Annotated in this window: 15 protein-coding genes; 12 read left to right on the plus strand and 3 right to left on the minus strand. The window is 72.3% G+C overall.

Going from position 1 to position 18,864, the window contains the following annotated elements; translation table 11 throughout:
• Positions 1-52: 52 nt before the first annotated feature.
• Positions 53-2,476 carry a M28 family peptidase gene (locus IEY96_RS14465; protein ID WP_229791603.1) on the minus strand — a complete coding sequence of 808 codons (2,424 nt, stop codon included), beginning with the start codon at positions 2,474-2,476 and terminating at the stop codon, positions 53-55.
• 315 nt (positions 2,477-2,791) lie between these two features.
• On the opposite strand from IEY96_RS14465, the gene IEY96_RS14470 reads away from it, so the two are divergent.
• The 7 genes from IEY96_RS14470 (at position 2,792) to IEY96_RS14500 (ending at position 11,461) form a co-directional block, all read left to right on the plus strand.
• Complete coding sequence (locus IEY96_RS14470) at positions 2,792-3,985, plus strand: PP2C family protein-serine/threonine phosphatase (protein WP_189195358.1); 1,194 nt, start codon at positions 2,792-2,794, stop codon at positions 3,983-3,985.
• The gene (locus IEY96_RS14475) at positions 3,982-5,721 is read left to right on the plus strand and encodes a sensor histidine kinase (RefSeq protein ID WP_189195359.1); all 1,740 of its coding nucleotides are present in this window, start codon (positions 3,982-3,984) and stop codon (positions 5,719-5,721) included. Before IEY96_RS14470 ends, IEY96_RS14475 begins: the two co-directional genes overlap by 4 nt.
• A complete protein-coding gene (locus IEY96_RS14480; RefSeq protein ID WP_189195360.1) occupies positions 5,718-6,170 on the plus strand; it encodes a response regulator in 453 nt (150 codons plus the stop codon). Before IEY96_RS14475 ends, IEY96_RS14480 begins: the two co-directional genes overlap by 4 nt.
• Positions 6,163-6,972 (plus strand): inositol monophosphatase family protein, encoded by an 810-nt coding sequence (locus IEY96_RS14485; protein ID WP_189195361.1) that lies wholly within the window; start codon positions 6,163-6,165, stop codon positions 6,970-6,972. Before IEY96_RS14480 ends, IEY96_RS14485 begins: the two co-directional genes overlap by 8 nt.
• Before the next feature lie 194 nt (positions 6,973-7,166).
• Positions 7,167-8,207, plus strand: a complete 1,041-nt coding sequence (locus tag IEY96_RS14490) for a coiled-coil domain-containing protein (RefSeq protein ID WP_189195362.1) — start codon at positions 7,167-7,169, stop codon at positions 8,205-8,207.
• A gap of 36 nt (positions 8,208-8,243) precedes the next feature.
• Complete coding sequence (locus IEY96_RS14495) at positions 8,244-9,785, plus strand: fused MFS/spermidine synthase (RefSeq protein ID WP_189195363.1); 1,542 nt, start codon at positions 8,244-8,246, stop codon at positions 9,783-9,785.
• A 71-nt stretch (positions 9,786-9,856) separates the two neighbouring features.
• Positions 9,857-11,461, plus strand: a complete 1,605-nt coding sequence (locus IEY96_RS14500) for a serine/threonine-protein kinase (RefSeq protein WP_189195364.1) — start codon at positions 9,857-9,859, stop codon at positions 11,459-11,461.
• A gap of 50 nt (positions 11,462-11,511) precedes the next feature.
• Here IEY96_RS14500 and IEY96_RS14505 read toward each other — a convergent pair whose 3' ends face one another.
• A complete protein-coding gene (locus IEY96_RS14505) occupies positions 11,512-12,180 on the minus strand; it encodes a potassium channel family protein (RefSeq protein ID WP_189195365.1) in 669 nt (222 codons plus the stop codon).
• Positions 12,170-13,504, minus strand: a complete 1,335-nt coding sequence (locus IEY96_RS14510; protein WP_189195366.1) for a TrkH family potassium uptake protein — start codon at positions 13,502-13,504, stop codon at positions 12,170-12,172. The genes IEY96_RS14505 and IEY96_RS14510 overlap by 11 nt, the downstream gene beginning before the upstream one ends.
• Positions 13,505-13,610: 106 nt before the next feature.
• On the opposite strand from IEY96_RS14510, the gene IEY96_RS14515 reads away from it, so the two are divergent.
• The 5 genes from IEY96_RS14515 to IEY96_RS32645 all read left to right on the plus strand — a co-directional run.
• Positions 13,611-14,726: a glycerophosphodiester phosphodiesterase gene (locus IEY96_RS14515; protein ID WP_189195367.1), complete on the plus strand. Its 1,116-nt coding sequence runs from the start codon at positions 13,611-13,613 to the stop codon at positions 14,724-14,726.
• 172 nt (positions 14,727-14,898) lie between these two features.
• Positions 14,899-15,252, plus strand: a complete 354-nt coding sequence (locus tag IEY96_RS14520; RefSeq protein WP_189195368.1) for a hypothetical protein — start codon at positions 14,899-14,901, stop codon at positions 15,250-15,252.
• Positions 15,253-15,837: 585 nt separating this feature from the next.
• Entirely contained in the window at positions 15,838-17,037 is a 1,200-nt protein-coding gene (locus tag IEY96_RS14525; RefSeq protein WP_189195369.1) for a CLIPPER-2 domain-containing protein, read from the plus strand.
• A gap of 270 nt (positions 17,038-17,307) precedes the next feature.
• The gene (locus IEY96_RS14530) at positions 17,308-18,510 is read left to right on the plus strand and encodes a substrate-binding domain-containing protein (RefSeq protein ID WP_189195370.1); all 1,203 of its coding nucleotides are present in this window, start codon (positions 17,308-17,310) and stop codon (positions 18,508-18,510) included.
• 4 nt (positions 18,511-18,514) lie between these two features.
• Positions 18,515-18,864: ATP-binding cassette domain-containing protein (locus IEY96_RS32645; protein WP_229791621.1), on the plus strand; the 350-nt coding region annotated here is incomplete at its 3' end.

The following is an 18,864-nucleotide window of genomic DNA, read 5'->3' on the forward strand; positions in this document are numbered from 1 at the left end:
GAAGCTGGGGCTCCTCCTCTCGACATCCGTCCCGAAGAATTTCCGCGGCCGCCTAGAGGGGATAGGTGCGGGCCACCGCCAGCATCTCCGAGCTGTGCGAGCCGACCACGCCGACGTCCGCCGGCCGGGCCCGGAACCCGGGCAGCCCGCTCAGCCCGTCGCTGGCGTCCATCGCCCGCAGGTTCACCTGTCCCGCCTTCGGCACCAGGGTCAGGGTGACCTCGACGCCCTCCGGCGGCGGGGCGTGGAAGACGACGCCGAAGCCCCATTTGCCGTCGCGGGCCTTGACCGGCACGTCCCGCCCGGCCACCGTCGCCGAGCGCACCTCTGCCGTGGTCGTGTCCACGTGCAGGGTCAGCAGTCGGACCGGCCGCTGGGGCAGCACCCGGACACGCAGCACCCGCTGGTCGCCCGAGCGGGTGTCGGAGAGCGTCTCCAGCTTCGGGGCGGGCAGGTTCGCCGCCTGCGCCGGTCCGGCCCGCAGTTCGCCGTCACCCAGCCCCGGGAAGTCGTCGGCCACGGAGACGGCGCCGTCGACGTAGCCGTCGGTCCAGGGCTGCGGGTCGTCCTCGTGGCTGAGCCACCGCGCCGTGCCGGTGCCGGCGTCGAGGGCGTACATCAGGTGGGTCGGCACGGGGTGGGCGGCGTCGAAGCGGTCCACGGCCAGGCCGACCCCGGCGAGCACCACGGCCGCGAGCGCGGCGGCGCCGGCCGGCAGCGCGCCGAGCCGGCGGGCCCGCAGCGCTCCCAGACCGCGCTGGCCGCCCGCCTGCGGGTGCAGCAGGTCCACCACGGGCAGCGCGGCCAGGCCGAGCAGCACCGCGAAGAGCGCCGCCACCCCACCCATGCCCATGCCGAGCGCCGGGAAGAGCAGCACCACGGTGGGCAGCAGGATCACCACGGCCACCGCGCCGGCCAGGGTCACGGCGACCACCGGCCAGGGGCCGTCCCGCCGGGTGGCCAGCGCCGCCACGCCGGCCAGCGCGCCGGCCAGGGCGGGCAGGGTCGTCAGGTACGCGCCACCGGGCACCAGCACGGCGAGCAGCACCCCGAACAGGGCCAACCAGACCAGCCCGCCGAAGGCCAGGGCGGCCGGGCCGGCCCAGCGGCGGGTCAGCGCGTACCAGGTGAACAGGATCGCGGTGGCGAGCGCCACCACGGCGAGCCGGTACCAGACCGGCCGGTACGGGTCGAGCAGTTCGGCGTAGCCGGGGCGGACGGTGGTGATCGCGGCCCAGAGCAGCCACGCGCCCAGCGGTGCGGCGACGACCGGCACCAGGGCCAGCCCGGCGCCGGCCGCGAGCCGCCCGGCGGTGGCCCGGCCGCGCCGGCGCAGCAGCCAGCCGAGCGCGCCGACCGCGACGAGGGCGGCCAGCGCCAGCGGCAGGGTCAGCCAGCCGGGGTAGCGGACCAGCCCGCCGGGCACCGGGAAGTAGGTGTCGTCGTGGTCGGAGCCCAGGTCGCGCAGGTCGGTCCGGCCGAACTCCCGGGCCAGGCCCAGGGCGTTGTCGCCGTGCATCTGGAGGCTGCCCCGGTTCATGGCCGCCGGCACGTCGAGCGGGGTGTGGTAGACCGCGCCCCCGTCGATGTACGCCGAGTTCAGCCCGACGAACCGCTGGTCGAGGAATGCGGTGAAGTCGGTGTCGTTGGGCAGCGCCCGGTAGATCTCCACCGCGAACGAGGTGCCCACCGGGTGCGGGGCGGCCCGACCGAAGACGTCCACCAGCTTCGCGTTGTTCCGGGACGTCTCGAACATGATCACGGGACCGGTGGAGCCGCGCGCCTCCAGGTTGAGCACCACGCCGCCGTCGGCGGCGAGCGGGTGGTCGGCGGCGAAGCCGGCGGCCCCGCAGAGGCACGCCTCCTCCGCGTCGGTGAGCACGAGGACGACGTCGTTGCGGGGACGCGGGCCGGCGGCCAGCGCCCGGGCCACCTCCAGGATGGTGGACGTGCCGGCGGCGTCGTCGTTGCCGCCCGGCCCGGACTGCACCGAGTCGTAGTGGGCCACCAGGAAGACCCGCCCGGTGGGATCGGTGCCGGGCAGCCGGGCCACCACGTTGCGCACCCGGGCCAGGGTCGCGCCGCCGGCCGCCCCGCTGAGCTGCCCGGCCTCCGGGGCCACGGTGTCCTGCACCTCGGTCTCCAGGCCCAACCCGCGCAGCACGCCCACGACGTGCTCGCGGACCTGGTCGTTGGCGGCGCTGCCGGCCACGTGCGGCCGCGCCGCGATGACCTTGACGTTCTGGTACGCCCGCTCGGCGCTGAACGTGTCCGCGGGCGCGTCGGCGGGGCGCGGCGCCGGGGTGGCCAGGTCGACCAGGACGCCGGCGCCGACGGCGAGCAGGGCGGCGAGCGCCGCGAGCGCGGCGGGCAGTCGCCGCCGCGGCCGTGACAGCGCCCGGTCGGCGGGCCGGGTGGGAGGGATGCCCGGCCGTGCCCGCGCACGGTCGGCGGGGCGGGTGGGGGGTGCGCCCACGGCTGACTCCTCGGGGTGGTTCGGGGGTGGGCATCATCCTGCACCCCCGCGGCCTGCGGCGGCACTCCCCACCGGTCGGTGCGCTCCGGTCGCGGGCCGGTCGCGGCGTAACATCGGTCGTCGGCCGTGCCGCTGTCCGTGGGGAGGGTTTCGCCCGCCCCGCCCGCTCCGATTCCGGTCGTGTTGTGTGCGACCGTTGTCTGATACAGGATCAGCAGGGCATTCGGAAGGAGCCCCGACATCACCAGCGAACTTCCGCGTCTCGCGGCGGTGACCCGGCCGCACCGGGGGACCGGTCTGCCCGGTGCCCCCGTCGTGCCGCAGGCCGGCCACGGGCACTACGCCAGCGTGCCGCCCGGCGAGCGGCTGCGGGTCCTGCTGGTCGAGGACGACGAGGGCGACGCCTTCCTGGTCGGCGAGCTGCTCGCCGAGACCAACTCGATGATCGACCTGCTGATCGCCACCAGTCTCAGCGAGGCCCGGCAGCGGGTGATGGGGGTCGACTGCGTCCTGCTCGACCTGGGCCTGCCCGACGCGCAGGGCCTGGACGGGCTGCGCCAGGTGCTGGAGATGGCCAGCGGGGCGGCGGTCTGCGTGCTCACGGGTCGCTCCGACGAGCACCTGGGCATCGTCGCGGTCGCCGAGGGCGCGCAGGACTACCTGGTCAAGGGGCAGGTCGACGGGGTCCTGCTGACCCGGGCGCTGCGCTACGCGGTCGAGCGGAAGCGGGCCGACGAGAACGCCCGCCGGCTGCGCGAGGTGGAGCTGCGCCAGGCCGAGTCGGCGCGCCTGGAGCGCGGCCTGCTGCCCCAGCCGCTCATGACCACCGACCAGGTGTCGGTGCACACCTTCTACCGCCCCGGCCGGCACGCCGCGCTGATCGGCGGGGACTTCTACGACGTGGTGCAGACCCGGCCGGACCGGATCGACATGATCGTCGGCGACGTCTGCGGCCACGGCGTGGACGAGGCCGCCCTCGGCGTCGAGCTGCGGGTCGCCTGGCGGGCCCTGGTCCTGGCCGGGGTGCCGGACGACGAGGTGCTGCCCGCGCTGGAGCAGGTGCTGATGAGCGAGCGCCGGCTCCAGGAGATCTTCGCCACGGTGGCGACCGCCCGGCTCGACCTGGCCGCCGCCCGGGCCACCGTGCGACTCGCCGGTCATCCGCCGCCGCTGCTGCTCAGCGGGGGTAAGGTCGCCCCGGTGCCGGCCAAGGGCGGTCTGCTGCTGGGCGTACGGCCGCGCCGACCCGTTGCCTTCGACCTGGAGTTCGACACCGATGACTGGTCCCTGCTGATGTACACCGACGGCCTCATCGAGGGTCGGGTGGGCACCGGTGACGACCGGCTGGACGTGCCGGGGCTGACCGACCTGCTCGCCGACCCCGCCAACCGCGCGGTGCCCCTGGCCGAGCTGCCCGCCTGGCTGGTCGGCCGGGCCGAGCAGCTCAACGGCGGCCCGCTCGCCGACGACGTGGCCATGCTGCTGGTCAGCCGCGGCGGCGGCCGATGAAGGCGTACCAGCAGGGGTGGACCCTGCGGCGGCGGGTCGTCGTGCTGCTCGGCGTGGTGCTGGTGCTGCTGCTCGGGCTCGCCGCGGCCGAGGCGACCCTCGCCGCCAAGAACCGGCAGAACATCGACGCGGTGCTGGTCAAGACCGGTCCGTTGCGGGTCCAGGCGCAGGAGCTGATGAGCGCCCTGCTCGACCAGGAGACCGCCGTCCGCGGGTACGCGGTGAACGCCGACCGCAAGGACCTGGAGCCCTACCAGACGGGTCTGCGCCGGGAGCGGGACACCTTCGCCGAGATGCGGAAGCTGGCCATCGACTATCCGGACGTGCTGCGCGCGCTGGACGTCGTCGAGCAGCGGGCGGCGCAGTGGCGGTCCGACGTCGCCGAGCCGGTGATCAGCACCACCGAGCGCAGCGGCCCGTCCGCCGGCCAGGCGCTGATCACCGACCAGACCCGGCAGCAGTTCGACGGCATCCGGTTCGCGGTGAACGACCTCCAGGGCGAGATCATGGAGGTCCGGAAGGAGACCGCCGACCGGGTCAACGCGACCAGCAACGTGCTGGTGGTGCTCCTGGTCATCGCGGCCCTGGTGGTGGCGGTGGCCGGCGCCGTGCTGCTGCTCTCGCTGGACCGGATCCTGATCCGGCCGCTGGCCGGCCTGGTCGGTCAGGTGCGCGAGGTCGCCTCGGGCGACTACCGGCACCGCATCGAGGGGTCCGGCCCGCCGGAGTTCCGGCTGCTTGCCGACGACATCGACATCATGCGGCAGAAGATCGCCCGGGAGCTGGACGAGGTACGCGAGGCCCGCGAGCGCATCGAGTGGGTCAACACCCAGCTCCAGAAGCAGGCCGAGGAGCTGACCCGCTCCAACCGCGACCTGGAGCAGTTCGCGTACGTCGCGTCGCACGACCTCCAGGAGCCGCTGCGCAAGGTGGCCAGCTTCTGCCAGCTCCTCCAGCGGCGCTACTCGGGTCAGCTCGACGAGCGGGCCGACCAGTACATCGCCTTCGCGGTGGACGGCGCGCAGCGGATGCAGCGGTTGATCAACGACCTGCTCGCGTTCTCCCGGATCGGCCGGCTCACCACCGGCTTCACCGAGGTCGACCTGAACAAGGTGATGGGCGACGTGGCCGGGCAGACCGAGGCGGCCCGGCAGTACGCCGACGCCGAGCTGACCTGGGACCGGCTGCCGGTGATCCGCGGCGAGGAGCCGCTGCTGACCAACCTGCTGGCCAACCTGGTCAGCAACTCGATCAAGTTCCGCCGGCCCGACGTGCCGGCGAAGGTGCACGTCTCCGCCCGGCTGGTCGACGACGAGTGGGAGATCAGCTGCCGGGACAACGGCATCGGGATCGAGCCGGAGTTCGCCGACAAGATCTTCGTGATCTTCCAGCGGCTGCACTCCAAGGACGCCTACCCGGGCACCGGCATCGGGCTGGCCATCGTCAAGAAGATCGCGGAGTACCACGGCGGCCGGGTCTGGGTGGACACCGACACCGCGGAGGGCACCACGATCCGGTTCACCCTCCCGGCCCTGCCCGAGGACGTCGAGGCGGCGCGGGCGGCGGAGCCGGCCGGGGTGGAGGAGTCGACCGGGGACCCGGCGGCGACCGGGGACGATGCCGAGGACGCCGCGGTGGGTGTCGCGCGGCAGCCGGACGGCGCGGGACGGGAAGAGACGCCCGAGGGGGCGGCCCGGGACGGTACAACGGGTGGCATGAAGGAGACGGTGGGATGACCGCGCCAGCGGACGGCAAGAGCCCGATCGAGGTCCTGCTCGTCGAGGACGACCCGGGTGACGTGCTGATGACCCAGGAGGCGTTCGAGGAGCACAAGCTCCGCAACCGCCTCACGGTCGTCTCGGACGGCGCCGAGGCGCTGGCCTACCTGCGCCGCGAGGGCCAGTACGCGGACGCGGTGACCCCCGACCTGGTCCTGCTCGACCTGAACCTGCCCCGTCGCGACGGCCGGGAGGTGCTGGCGGAGATCAAGAAGGATGAGCAGCTCTGCCGGATCCCGGTCGTGGTGCTGACCACCTCCCAGGCCGACGAGGACATCCTGCGCAGCTACCAGCTGCACGCCAACGCCTACGTGACCAAGCCGGTGGACTTCGAGCGCTTCATCTCGGTGGTCCGCCAGATCGACGAGTTCTTCGTCAGCGTGGTCAAGCTGCCGCCGCGTGGCTGACCCGCTGCTGGACGAGGTCGGCGCGCTGCTGCGGGAGGCCGCGGCCGACGTCGTGGTGCCGCTGTTCCGCCGCCTCGACGACGCCGACATCTCCGAGAAGGCTCCCGGTGAGGTGGTCACCGTGGCCGACCGCAAGGCCGAGGCGCTGATCTCCGCCGGGCTGCGGCGGCTGCGCCCCGATTCCGTGGTGGTCGGCGAGGAGGCGGTCGCCGAGGACCCGACCCTGCTGCGGCACCTCCGGGGCGACGGTGACGTCTGGCTGGTCGACCCGGTGGACGGCACCTCCAACTTCGCCGCCGGCCGGCGCCCGTTCGCCCTGATGGTGGCGCTGCTGACCGACGGGGTGCCGGCCGCCTCCTGGGTCTACGACCCGCTGGACGGCACGATGGCCACCTGCCGGGCGGGCGACGGCACCTGGCTGGACGGCACGCCGGTGCGTACCGCCGGGCGGGAGCCGGCGGCCGGCGCGCTGCGCGGCACCGCCATGACCCGCTTCCTGCCCCCGGACTTCCGGCGCCGCGTGGAGGCGGGCGGCGAGCGGCTGGGCGAGCTGCTGCCCGGCCAGCACTGCGCCGGCCGGGAATATCTGGACGTGCTCACCGGCGCGCAGCAGTTCGTACTCTTCTGGCGCACCCTGCCGTGGGACCACGCCCCGGGCACGCTGCTGGTGCGGGAGGCCGGCGGTGTGGCCCGCCGTTTCGACGGCACCGACTACCACCCGGCCGACGACGGCAAGGGCCTGCTGGTCGCGGCCAGCGAGGAGATCTGGGACGAGGTCCGGGCCGCCCTGCTGGGCGACTGACGGTGCGGTCCGCGACGGCCCCGGCACGGTCCGTCGACGATCGGCGTCCGCCGAGGTCGGGGGCCTGGCGCGGGGCGTACGGTCCGGTATCGTGACCGGCGGTCTCCGCCAGCAGGCCGCCGCCCGGCGCCGGTGGAGCCGCCGCCGCGCAAGGTCGACTCGGGGGGCCGGCGGTCGACGGAAGGACCCTTCACGTGCCCAGGACCAGGCTCACCCGCCGGCGCGTCCGCCGGTCGCTGTTCGCCCTGCTCGCCGCGACGGCCCTGCTGCTGGGCGCCGGTCCCGCCCCCGCCGGGGCGGCCGCCGCCGCGCCCACCCCGAGCGCCCCGAACGAGGGCGGCAGCAAGCAGCTCCGGGCGGCCCTGGAGGCGGCGGCGAAGGGCCACATCGAGGCCAAGAACCGGCTCGACAACTCCAAGCGCCGGCAGGCCGCGCTGACCGGCCAGCTCAAGCAGCTCGAGGTACGCCTGGTCGAGCTGACCGCGCAGGTCGGGGAGGTGGCCGGGCAGTCCTACCGGCTGGGCCGGTTGACCCCGGTGTCGATGCTGCTGGCCAGCTCCGACCCGGACGCGTTCCTCCAGCGGGCGGCGGAGCTGGACATGATGGCCCAGCGGGACAGCAAGCGCCTGCACGACCTCAACGAGGCGAAGGCCCAGGCGGCCGAGGCCAAGGTGGCCATCGACACCGAGGTCCGGGAGCAGCAGAAGCAGCTCGCCGTGCTGGCCAAGAAGAAGCGGGACGCCGAGGTGGCCCTCGCCAAGGTCAGCTCCGGCTCCGGTTCCGGTTTCAGCGGCGGCTCGTCGTCGGCCAAGCCGGCGCCGCGCAACCCGGACGGCTCGTGGCCGTCGGAGTCCTGCTCGGTGAACGACCCGACGCCGGCCGACGGCTGCATCACCCCGCGCACCCTGCACATGCTCCAGCAGGCCCAGGCGGCCGGCTACAAGCGCTACGCCTCCTGCCACCGCAGCGGCGGGGACGGCGAGCATCCCAAGGGCCGGGCCTGCGACTTCTCCGCCGCCACCGGCGGCTTCGAGGACGTCTCCGCCACCGGCGGCGACAAGTCCTACGGGGACAGCCTCGCCAGCTGGGCCAAGAACAACGCCAGCCGGCTCGGCATCATGTACGTCATCTGGTACCGGCAGATCTGGATGCCGAACACCGGCTGGCGGGCGTACAGCGGGGGCGGCAGCCCCGCCGCCGACCACACAAACCATGTTCACATCTCGATGTATTGACCCGCCCCGCCGGGAACGCTGCGTAGCATCGCCACGGTGAGCAGCACATCGTCCGACGTCGTCGCGGAGCCGGCGCCGAGCGCGCCGGTCCCGCCCCGGGCCCTGCCCAACGGGCTCGCCGCGTTCCTGGTCTTCCTCTCCAGCGGGGCGGTGCTGGTGCTGGAGACGGTCTCGCTCCGCCTGGTCGGCCCGTACGTCGGGGTCACCCTCCAGGTGACCAGCTCGGTGATCGGCATGGCGCTGGCCGCCATCGCGTACGGGGCGTGGATGGGTGGCTGGCTGGCCGACCGGCGGGACCCGCGCACCCTGCTCGCCCCGGCCCTGGTGCTGGCCGGCATCGCCACCGCGGTCACCCTGCCGGTGGTCCGGTACGCCGGTGAGGCGCTGCGCGGCGGCGCGGCGAGCGCGGTGCTCCTGCTGACGGCACTGGCGGTGCTGCTGCTGGCCGGGGTCACCCCGCTGGTCGTGAAGCTCCAGCTCGCCGACCTGCGCCGCACCGGGCAGGTGGTCGGCCGGCTCTCCGGCATCGGCACCCTGGGCGGCATCACCGCCACCCTGGCCACCGGCTTCGTGCTGGTGGCGGCGCTGCCCAGCACCGTCATCGTGCTGGCGCTGGCCGGCGTGCTGGGGGTGACCGGGCTGGTGCTCGGGACGTACCTGCGCCGGGGGGCGGGGACGGGGCTGCCCGGTCCGACCCGGGCGAAGGCCGCCCTGGCGGTGCTCGGCCTGACCGGGGCCGGCCTCTCCGCGGTCGCCCCGAACCCGTGCGACGTGGAGACCGCGTACCACTGCGCCCGGGTGGAGGTGGACGGGCAGTGGACCGAGGGGCGGACGCTCTACCTCAACTCGGCGGAGCACTCGTACGTGGACCTGGCCGACCCGACCCGCCTGAAGTACGCGTACACGCAGTGGATCGGCCTGGTCGCGGACGTGGCCAAGCCGCCGAAGCAGCGGATGGACGCGCTGCATCTGGGCGGCGGCGGCTTCACCATGCCGCGCTACCTGGCCGCGACCCGGCCGGGCAGCGACAACCTGGTCTTCGAGATCGACGGCGGCCTGGTCGAGCTGGACCGGCGGGAGCTGGGCGTGCGCACCGGGCCGCAGTTGCGCGCCCGGGTGGGGGACGCGCGGGTGCTGCTCGGCGCCGAGCCCACCGACAGCCGTGACTTCATCGTCGGTGACGCGTTCGGCCACCTGGTGGTGCCCTGGCACCTGGCCACCCGGGAGATGGCCGACGACATCCGCCGGGTGCTCCGCCCGGACGGGATCTACGTGCAGAACGTCATCGACTACCCGCCGGGCCGGTTCATCCGGGCCGAGCTGGCCACCGTCGCGGCCGAGTTCCGCAACGTCGCGCTGATCGCCCCGCCCGGCGCGATCGCCGGGCAGGCCGGCGCGAACTTCCTCATCGTCGCCTCGGACGCGCCGCTGCCGCTGGCCGGCATCCCGGCGGAGCTGCGGCTGCTCCCTGAGCCGGCGAAGCTGCTCGACGGAACGGAGGTGGCCGCGTTCGTGGGGGACGCCATGGTGCTCACCGACGACTACGCGCCCGTGGACCAGCTCCTGGCGACCGCCTGAACGGGTGACTTCGCTGACCGATTTCGACCCTTCAGGTGTACGAGGGTCAACCTCGGGCAACTGCACCGACCATGGGTGCAGTGGTCAGGAACGGCGCGCAGCTGGTCGGTGAGCGGTACCGGCTGGTCGAGCAGCTCGGCGCGGGGGGCATGTCGGTCGTCTGGCGCGGCTACGACGAGGTGCTCGGCCGGCAGGTGGCGATCAAGGTGCTCGCCTCGCGGTTGGCGAGCGACAAGGCGTTCCGGCATCGGATCCGGATCGAGGCGCAGGCCGCCGCGCGGCTCTGCCACCCCAACATCACCAACGTGTACGACTACGGCGAGTCCGAGCAGGTCGGGCTGACCGTCCCGTACGTGGTGATGGAGCTGGTCGACGGCGGGCCGCTGAGCAGCCGGCTCGGGCGGGGCGGGCAGCTGCCCTGGCGGGAGGCGGTGACGATCGGCGCGGAGGTGGCGTCGGCGCTGGCCACCGCGCACGCCCGGGGCGTGGTGCACCGCGACGTGACCCCCGGCAACGTCATGCTCACCTCGACCGGGGTGAAGGTCGTCGACTTCGGCATCTCGGCGCTGGTGGGGGAGAGCGAGAAGGGCCCGGACGGGGCGCTGCTCGGCACGCCCGCCTACCTGGCGCCGGAGCGGCTGGACAACGGCCAGGTCTCCCCGGCCACCGATGTCTACGCGGTCGGCCTGCTGCTCTACCGGATGCTCACCGGCCGGCTGCCCTGGCAGGCCAGCACCACCACCCAGATGCTCCGCGCCCACATGTACAACGAGCCGGACCCGATGCCCCCGGTGGTGGGCCTCCCCGACGAGGTCGCCGAGCTGGTCCGGCGCTGCCTGGCGAAGCGCCCCGAGGACCGCCCCGCCACCGCCGAGGTGGCCCGTACGCTCGCCGAGGCCGCCGGGATCGCGGCGATCGTGCCGGTCTCCCCGGCGCTCGGCCAGTTCGACCCGGCGCTGATGGAGAACGCCGGCACCACCATCCTGCCCTGGTCCACGGCCACCGACGCGCTGCCCTTCTCGGCCGTCCGCACCCGTACCCGCCGGGCCGCGGCCCGCCGGCGCAAGGTGGAGGCCGGGGTGGCCGCCGCCGGCCTGATCGCGGTCACCGCGACCCTGTGGGGGGTGACCTCGAAGAGCCCGGCCAGCGGTGGGGTGGAGCCGACCGAGGCCCGGATGGGGCTGCCCGAGCCGATCCCGTGTGCCGTCGACTACGTGCTGCGCCGCGACTCCGGCAAGGACTTCACGGCGGACCTGACCCTCACCAACACCGGCACCCGCGAGCTGCGCGACTGGACCATGAGCTTCACCTTCCCGGGCAAGCAGACGGTCGGCGCGGCCCAGCCGGCGGTACGCCAGCAGGGAAGCACGGTGCTGGTCCAGGCGCCGGCCACCGACGCCGCCCTGGCCCCGGGCGCCTCGAAGAAGGTCTCGCTGAACGGCAGCTACACCGGGGGCAACCCGCTTCCGGTGGAGTTCAAGGTCGGGGAGAGCACCTGCGGCGTGCAGGTGTCCGGCGTGGCCGGTTCGGTGCCGACGACGGCGCCGCCAACCACCACACCGTCCGCGAAGGCGCCCGCCAAGGCGCCCGCCAAGACCGCCGCGAAGAGCGGTGGCACCTCCGGCAAGGCCAAGCCCGGCAAGGGCAAGGAGGGCGGTAAGGGAAAAGGCAGGTAGACCGGCCGAAGGGGGGTGGGCACGGCGGTAAGGGCAAGAAGAAGTGACGGTCAGCCCAGCGCGGCGAACTGCTGCACCCGGCCGATCGCGCCTTCCACGATGAGCACGCTGTCCGGCTGGAGGACGGTGTCCGGTCCGGCGTAGTGGAACGGCTCGCCGGGAAGCTTCGCGCCGACGACCATCACCCCGTACCGGTCGGTCGGGGTCAGCTCGCGAAGCGACCGGCCGACCAGCGACGCGGGCACCCGGACCTTGGCGATGGCGAAGTCGTCGTCGAACTCGATGAAGTCGAGCATGCGGCTGACGATCAGGTGCGCCACCCGCTCGCCGGTCTCCGCCTCCGGGAAGATGACGTGGTGCGCGCCCACCGACCTCAGGATCTTCGCGTGCTTCTCCGAGGTGGCCCGCGCCCAGATCTGCGGGATGCCCAACTCGGTCAGGGCCAGCACGGTGAGCACGCTCGCCTCGACCGACTTGCCGATGGCCACCACCACCCGCGGGACGTCCGCGACGCCCACCTGGCGCAGCACGTACTCCTCGGTGGTGTCCGCCTGCACCACCCGGTCCAGCCGGGACGCCCAGCGCTGCACCCGATCCTGCTCGTGGTCGATGGCGAGCACGTCCTGGTCGAGTTGCAGCAGCGAGCCGGCGAGCCGGGAGCCGAACCGGCCCAGCCCGATCACCACGACGCTGTTGTCGTCCGTCCTCCTAGCCGACAATGGGTTGCTCCTCCGGGTAGCGGTACAGGTGTCGCCGGGTGTTCAACGCGATCGCGGACCCGAGGGTGAGCGGTCCGACCCGACCGATGAACATCAGCACGATGAGCACGTACTGGCCGGGTCTCGACAGTTCCGGCGCGAGGCCGGTGGAGAGGCCCGTGGTGCTGAACGCGGAGGTCACCTCGAAGACCGCGGCGAAGTTGCGCAGGTTGTCGGTGAACACGACCAGCAGGATCGTGCCGAGGACGACCAACGCCACGCTGAGCAGCGCCACGGTGAGCGCCTGGCGCTGGCTGGCCGTGGCCACCCGCCGGCCGCCGACCGCCACGTCCGGCTCGCCGCGCAGCTCCGCCCAGATCACGAAGGCGAGCAGGAAGAAGGTCGAGACCTTGATGCCGCCCGCGGTGCTGGCGCTGCCGCCGCCGATGAACATCAGCACGATGAGGAGCGGATAGCTCTCGTTGTTGAGCTTGTCGATGTTGATCACGTCGAAGCCGCCGGTGCGGCTCAGCGCGATCTGGGTGAACGACGCCAGCACCTTGCCACCCGCGTCGTAGGTGCCGATGGTGGCCGGGTTGGTCCACTCGGTGAGCAGCAGGAACCCGAAGCCCAACCCGATCAGCGCGACGCTGCCCCAGATGGTCAGCTTGGTGGCGATCGCCCAGCGGTTCGGCCTGCGCCACATCCGGGCGGCCTCGAACAGCGCCGGGAAGCCCAGGCCGCCGATGATCGCGCCCAGGCCCAGCGGCAGCGCCACCCACGGGTCGCGGGAGAAGGCGACCAGGCCGTCCGAGTAGAGGGTGAAGCCGCCGTTGTTGAACGCCTGGATCGCGTGGAAGGCGGCGTACCAGAGCGCCCGGCCGAGGGGGTAGTCGTAGACCAGGCAGAGCCGGCCGGTGATCACCGCCGTCATCACGGCCTCGGTGACGAGGACCGTCGCGACGATCCGCACCAGCAGCCAGCGGACGTCGCCGAGGCCGAACTCGGCGGTCTCGGCCTGCACGAGCAGCCGGTTGCGCAGGCCGAGCTGCCGGGACACCACCAGGATCACCAGCGCCGCGACGGTCAGGATGCCCAGGCCGCCGAGCTGGGTGAGCACGGTGATCATGGCCAGGCCGAAGTCGTTCCAGTAGTTCGGCGTGTCGTTGACGGCGAGGCCGGTGACCGAGACCGCCGAGGTCGAGGTGAACAGCGCGATGACGAACGGGGTGAAGCGGCTCTCGCTGGTGGCCCAGGGCAGCATCAGCAGGCCGGTGCCGAGCAGGATCACCGCCAGGAACCCGAACGGCACCAGCCGAACGGGGTTCCGGAGCAGGCGGCGCACCAGGTCATCTTCCGCCCGGAGATTCACCGGCAGGTCAGGAACCGACCAACTGCCGGCCAACCGGAGCCGTTCTGCTGTGCGTACCCCTCGACGACAGGAGACGGCGTTGCGACGTACCCTTTCCGCCCTCGGCGTGGCCGGCGCGCTGCTCGCGGCGGCCGTGGTGGCCCCGGCGGTGGCCGCCCAGGCCGACCCGGAGCCCCGCGCCGAGCGGTCCCGCGCGGTCCAGCGGCCCATCGTGATCGGACACCGCGGCGCCAGCGGCTACCGTCCGGAGCACACGCTGGAGTCGTACCGGCTGGCGATCCGCCAGGGCGCCGACTTCATCGAGCCGGACCTGGTCTCGACGAAGGACGGCGTGCTGGTCGCCCGGCACGAGAACGAGATCTCGGGCACCACCGACGTGGCCGCCCACCCGGAGTTCGCGGCCCGGAAGGCGACGAAGACCATCGACGGGGTCAAGGTCACCGGCTGGTTCACGGAGGACTTCACCCTGGCCGAGCTGAGGACGCTGCGGGCCAAGGAGCGGCTGCCCCAGGTGCGGGTGGCCAACACGGCCTTCGACGGGAAGTTCCCGGTGCCGACCTTCCAGGAGGTCATCGACCTGGCCCGCGCCGAGTCGAAGGCGCGGGGCCGGACCATCGGCGTCTACCCGGAGACCAAGCACCCCAGCTACTTCGCCTCGATCGGGCTGCCGCTGGAGGAGCCGCTGGTCGCCACGCTCAAGGCCAACAAGCTGACCCACCGCGACGACCCGGTCTTCGTGCAGAGCTTCGAGACGGCCAACCTGCGCAAGCTCGACCGGATGATCGACGTGCGGCTGGTGCAGCTCATGGACGCCGCCGGCGCCCCCTACGACTTCACCGCCGCCGGTGACCCGCGCGGCTACGCCGACCTGGCCACCGCCGCCGGCCTGGCCTGGGTGGCGACGTACGCCGACGGCGTCGGCCTCAACAAGAACCTGATCGTGCCCCGGGACGGGGCCGGCAAGCTGCTCGCGCCGACCTCGGTGATCCGGGACGCGCACCGGGTGAAGCTGCTGGTGCACGCCTGGACCTTCCGCGCCGAGAACCAGTTCCTGCCGGTCGATTTCCGGATCGGCGCCGACCCGAACGCCCGCGGCGACATCACCGCCGAGTACGAGCTCTTCTACGGCCTGGGCCTGGACGGCGCCTTCGCCGACCAGCCGGACACGGCCGTGGCGGCCCGCGCGGGACTCTGACCGGCGTCCGCGCCGTTGCCGGAGAGTCCTCGGAGTAAGGCGATCGGCTTACCCGGTACCTTCCCGTTACCGCATTCATTGACGGGGTTGAAGGATGATCACCATGTATGTAGTCTGGCGCAACCGGTGGCGCTTTCAGTGACGCGTCGCAGCCTTGTTGATGGGGGAATGGGTGAAGGTTTCGCGACTAGCGTCGATCGGCTCCGCGCTTGGACTCGGCCTGATGATGATGCTTCCCGGCGTCGCTCACGCCGATTCTGGTTGCGCTTACCAGGGTAACGACCGGGCATGCTTCATCAACTACAGCTCGTCGTCGTCCACCCTCGAGGTGTGCGACAACGAAGCCGATGGAAATGGTGTTTACGCCGTCTTCTACACGATGTACATCCAGTACGAGATCAAGGTTGGCGACGGTAACGGCAGCAGTGCTGGTTGCGGAACGCGTAGCTGGTCACACGGGGTTCACCACTTCAAGATCTGTGAAGACGACGCAGGCGAGGACACCTGTGTCTGGTGGGATCAATAGTGCAGGTTTCCTACTGCATTGATGGCTGCTGAGTGATGATGCCGGCAGCCGGGGCGTGCTCGGCAAATTGGGCCTACGCCTCGGCTGACCGGTAATCAAATTCTGAGCTGATTGTTTCCCGTCCCCCAGGCATCGCGTTGCGATCTTTCCGGGCTGAATTAATGACTGCCGGGTGCTGTGGTCTTTGGCCTGCTGGGTGGCGTACCGAGTCCGGCGGATTCTGGGACAGTCGGTGATAGATCGTTCCTCGCTCAAGGGAATCGACATCACCGCCGAGTACGAGCTGTTCTACGGTTTTAGTGGCGGCCTGCGGCCGGTCGCCCCCACGCCTTCCGGGGTACGCGCTTCTGTCGGCCGTCCCGTAGCGGCTCGGGAGTTGCTGCCCGAGGCGTCGGCGACGAAGGTGCCACGCCCCGGCTGGCCGGTGATCAGCTCGTTGCCGTGCAGGCGAGTGCGCTACGGTCCGTCTCCGGTGAGGATCGGAGGGCGTTCCACCGTCCGTGGGAATCCTGTCCGCTTTGCGTAACATGTCCTATTAGCGGTCGTTTCGACCCGTGTCAAGGATCCACGACACGGGGGATGTACATGAGAAATACCTCTGCGCCGAGCAGGCGGGCGAGCATCGGAGTGCGGGTGGCCGCCCTTGGGTTGCTGACCGGCGCCCTGCTGCTGGGTGGTACGCCGGCCCTGGCCGCCCAGACGATCAGCATCGATCCGGACGACGTGCCGACGACGGCGGCGGACGCTCCCCAGTTCTGCTATCCGGGCGGCGGGCCCTTCCCGGACGAGGAGACCTGGGTCTTCGACCTGTCCGGCGACCCGGAGACCAGCGGCGTCTTCCAGTCGTTGTCGACGACGTTCAGCACGCCCGGCGGCACGGTCACGCGGCCGATCCCCGGCACGCCGAACAGCGAGATCGTCGACTTCGAGGGCGTGAGCCGGGCCTTCATCCGGCTGCCGGCCCACTGGACGCTCACCGGCGCCACCGCGGTGATCTCCGGAACGGCCGAGAACTTCGTGCTCGCCCACACCTGCGCAGCCTCGGATGACCCCGGCGACCCGGGCGACCCGGGAGACCCGGGCGATCCTGGGGATCCAGGCGACCCGGGCGACCCTGGGGATCCTGGCGACCCGGGCGATCCCGGCGATCCCGGAGACCCCGGCGATCCGGGGAACCCGGGATACCCCGGCTACCCGGGTCATCCGGGAGACCCGCAGGTCAGCCTTTCGATCGACAAGAAGGCCCGGGTCGAGTCGGACTGCCGCGACCGGTGTGAGAACGACGGCTACGCGGCCGAGGGCGACAAGATCTTCTACACCTACCGGGTCGCCAACACCGGAACCGTGCGGATCACCGACGTCGAAGTCGACGACCCGACCGCCGGGTACGTGGTCTGCAACAGCACCACGCTGGCGCCGGGCACCAGCACGGACTGCCACGCCGTCCGTCCCCACGAGGTCGACTGGCGCGACGTGAAGGAGGGCAAGGTGGTGAACACCGCCGTCGCCACCGGCCGGTACCGCTACCGGACCGTGGTCTCCGACCCGGTCACCGTCACGATCTGCATCCGGGACGGTAAGTACGACCACCGCAAGGACGACAAGGACGACAAGGACGACAAGGACGACAAGGGCGGCTGGGACGGCAGGGGCGGCAAGCCCGAGCTGCCGGTCACCGGCATCGGCGTGGTCCAGACCCTCTCCCTGGGTGGCGGCCTGCTCGCGGCCGGCGGCCTCCTGGTCGGGCTCGGCCGGCTGCGCCGGAACGCGCACCTCCAGCTCTGACCCCGTACCCCAGCGCAGCGGCCCGGCGGCACACTCCGCCGGGCCGCCGCGCGTCCAGGGTCGATGGCGGGGCTCGACACAGCGGCGTACCGGCCGGTGGTGCCCGCGGCCACCGGAAACGGCACGGCGATCCACTGGCCGGAGGCGGTTGTAACGGCTGGCCACCCCACTCTGGTTACTTGTGTGTTTCGGCCACATAGCCCGTGCGTGACGTCACTTCTAGCGTGAGCCGACAACTGACACTTCCCCCTGTCCCCACCTGGAGTCGCAATGACGATCCGGCACACGCGACGGGTGTTCCTTTCCGCCGCCACGGTGATGGCGGCCGCGCTCGCGGCCACGGCCTGTGGCAGCCCGCAGGACACCGCCTCCGGCGGCGGCGACGCCGCACCGGTCAAGGTCGGCCTCGTGTATTCCCAGTCCGGGCCGCTGGCCAGCTACGGCAAGCAGTACATCGAGGGCTTCAAGGCCGGCCTCGACTTCGCCACCAAGGGCACCGGCAAGGTCGGCGACCGGAAGGTCGAGCTGACCGAGGTCGACGACGCGGGCGACCCGGCGAAGGCGGTCTCCGCGGCCAAGGACCTGATCGGCAAGGGTACGAAGATCATCGCCGGCTCCACCTCGTCCGGCGTGGCCCTCCAGGTCGCCCCGATCGCGGCGCAGAACAAGGTGCTGTTCATCTCCGGCCCGGCCGCCACCGACGCGGTGACCGGCGCGAACAAGTACACCTTCCGCTCGGGCCGGCAGTCGTACCAGGACGTGGTGACCGCCAAGTCGTTCATCGGTGACGCCGCCGGCAAGAAGGTGGTCGTCTTCGCCCAGGACGGCGCCTTCGGCGACGCGAACGAGGCCGCCGTCAAGGCCGTGATCGGCGGCGCCGGCGCGACCGTGAGCAGCGTGCGGGCCCCGGCCAGCGCGACCGAGTTCACCCCGTTCGCCAGCCAGATCAAGGCCGCCAAGCCGGACCTGCTCTTCGTCGCCTGGGCCGGCACCACCGGCCCGGCCATGTGGCAGACCCTCGACCAGCAGGGCGTGCTCTCCTCCACCACGGTCGTCACCGGCCTGGACATCCGCGCAACCTGGCCCACCTTCGGCGCGGCCGGCAGCAAGATCTCCTTCCTGTCGCACTACTTCGACGGGGCCAGCGACACCGAGGCCGCCAAGGCCGCCAAGGCCAAGATCCCGGGCGGCGCGCTCGACCTGTTCCACCCGGACGGCTTCGCCGCCGCCCAGATGGTCGTCCGCGCCGTGCAGGAGGGCGGCGACGACGTGGACAAGATGATCAAGGCGCTGGAGGGCTGGCAGTTCGACGGCGTCAAGGGCAAGATGACCATCCGCGCCGAGGACCACGCGCTGCTCCAGCCGATGTACCAGGCGAAGCTCTCCGGCAGTGGCACCGCCTTCACGGCCGCCGCGCAGAAGACCCTGACCGGTGACGAAACCGCGCCGCCGGTCGCGCAGATGAAGGGCTGACCAAGTGCTCGCCACCCGCGGTCTGACCTGGCGGATCGGTGAGGTCGCCATCGTCGACTCCGTCTACCTCGACCTCGCGCCCGGGGAGTTCCTCGGCGTGATCGGGCCGAACGGCGCCGGCAAGACCTCCCTGTTCAACCTGATCACCGGCCTGCGCCGGCCCACCGAGGGACGGATCCTGCTGGACGGGGAGGACGTCACCGAACTCCCTACGCACCGGCGGGCCCGGCTCGGGCTGGGGCGCACCTTCCAGGCGTCCTCGGTCTTCGGTTCGCTGACGGTGCGGGAGAACGTCCGGCTCGCCGTACAGGCGCACCGGGGTGGCTCGATGAAGCTGTGGCGGCGGGCGGCGGC

This window comes from Micromonospora fulviviridis, from assembly GCF_014648395.1.
GTDB classification, from domain to species: domain Bacteria; phylum Actinomycetota; class Actinomycetes; order Mycobacteriales; family Micromonosporaceae; genus Micromonospora; species Micromonospora fulviviridis.

Excerpts from the sequence above, each read along its gene's own strand:
- IEY96_RS14525 (WP_189195369.1), top strand. The coding sequence starts at position 15,838 with ATGAGAAATACCTCTGCGCCGAGCAGGCGGGCGAGCATCGGAGTGCGG.
- IEY96_RS14530 (WP_189195370.1), top strand. The coding sequence starts at position 17,308 with ATGACGATCCGGCACACGCGACGGGTGTTCCTTTCCGCCGCCACGGTG.
- IEY96_RS14500 (WP_189195364.1), top strand. The coding sequence starts at position 9,857 with ATGGGTGCAGTGGTCAGGAACGGCGCGCAGCTGGTCGGTGAGCGGTAC.
- IEY96_RS14475 (WP_189195359.1), top strand. The coding sequence starts at position 3,982 with ATGAAGGCGTACCAGCAGGGGTGGACCCTGCGGCGGCGGGTCGTCGTG.
- IEY96_RS14480 (WP_189195360.1), top strand. The coding sequence starts at position 5,718 with ATGACCGCGCCAGCGGACGGCAAGAGCCCGATCGAGGTCCTGCTCGTC.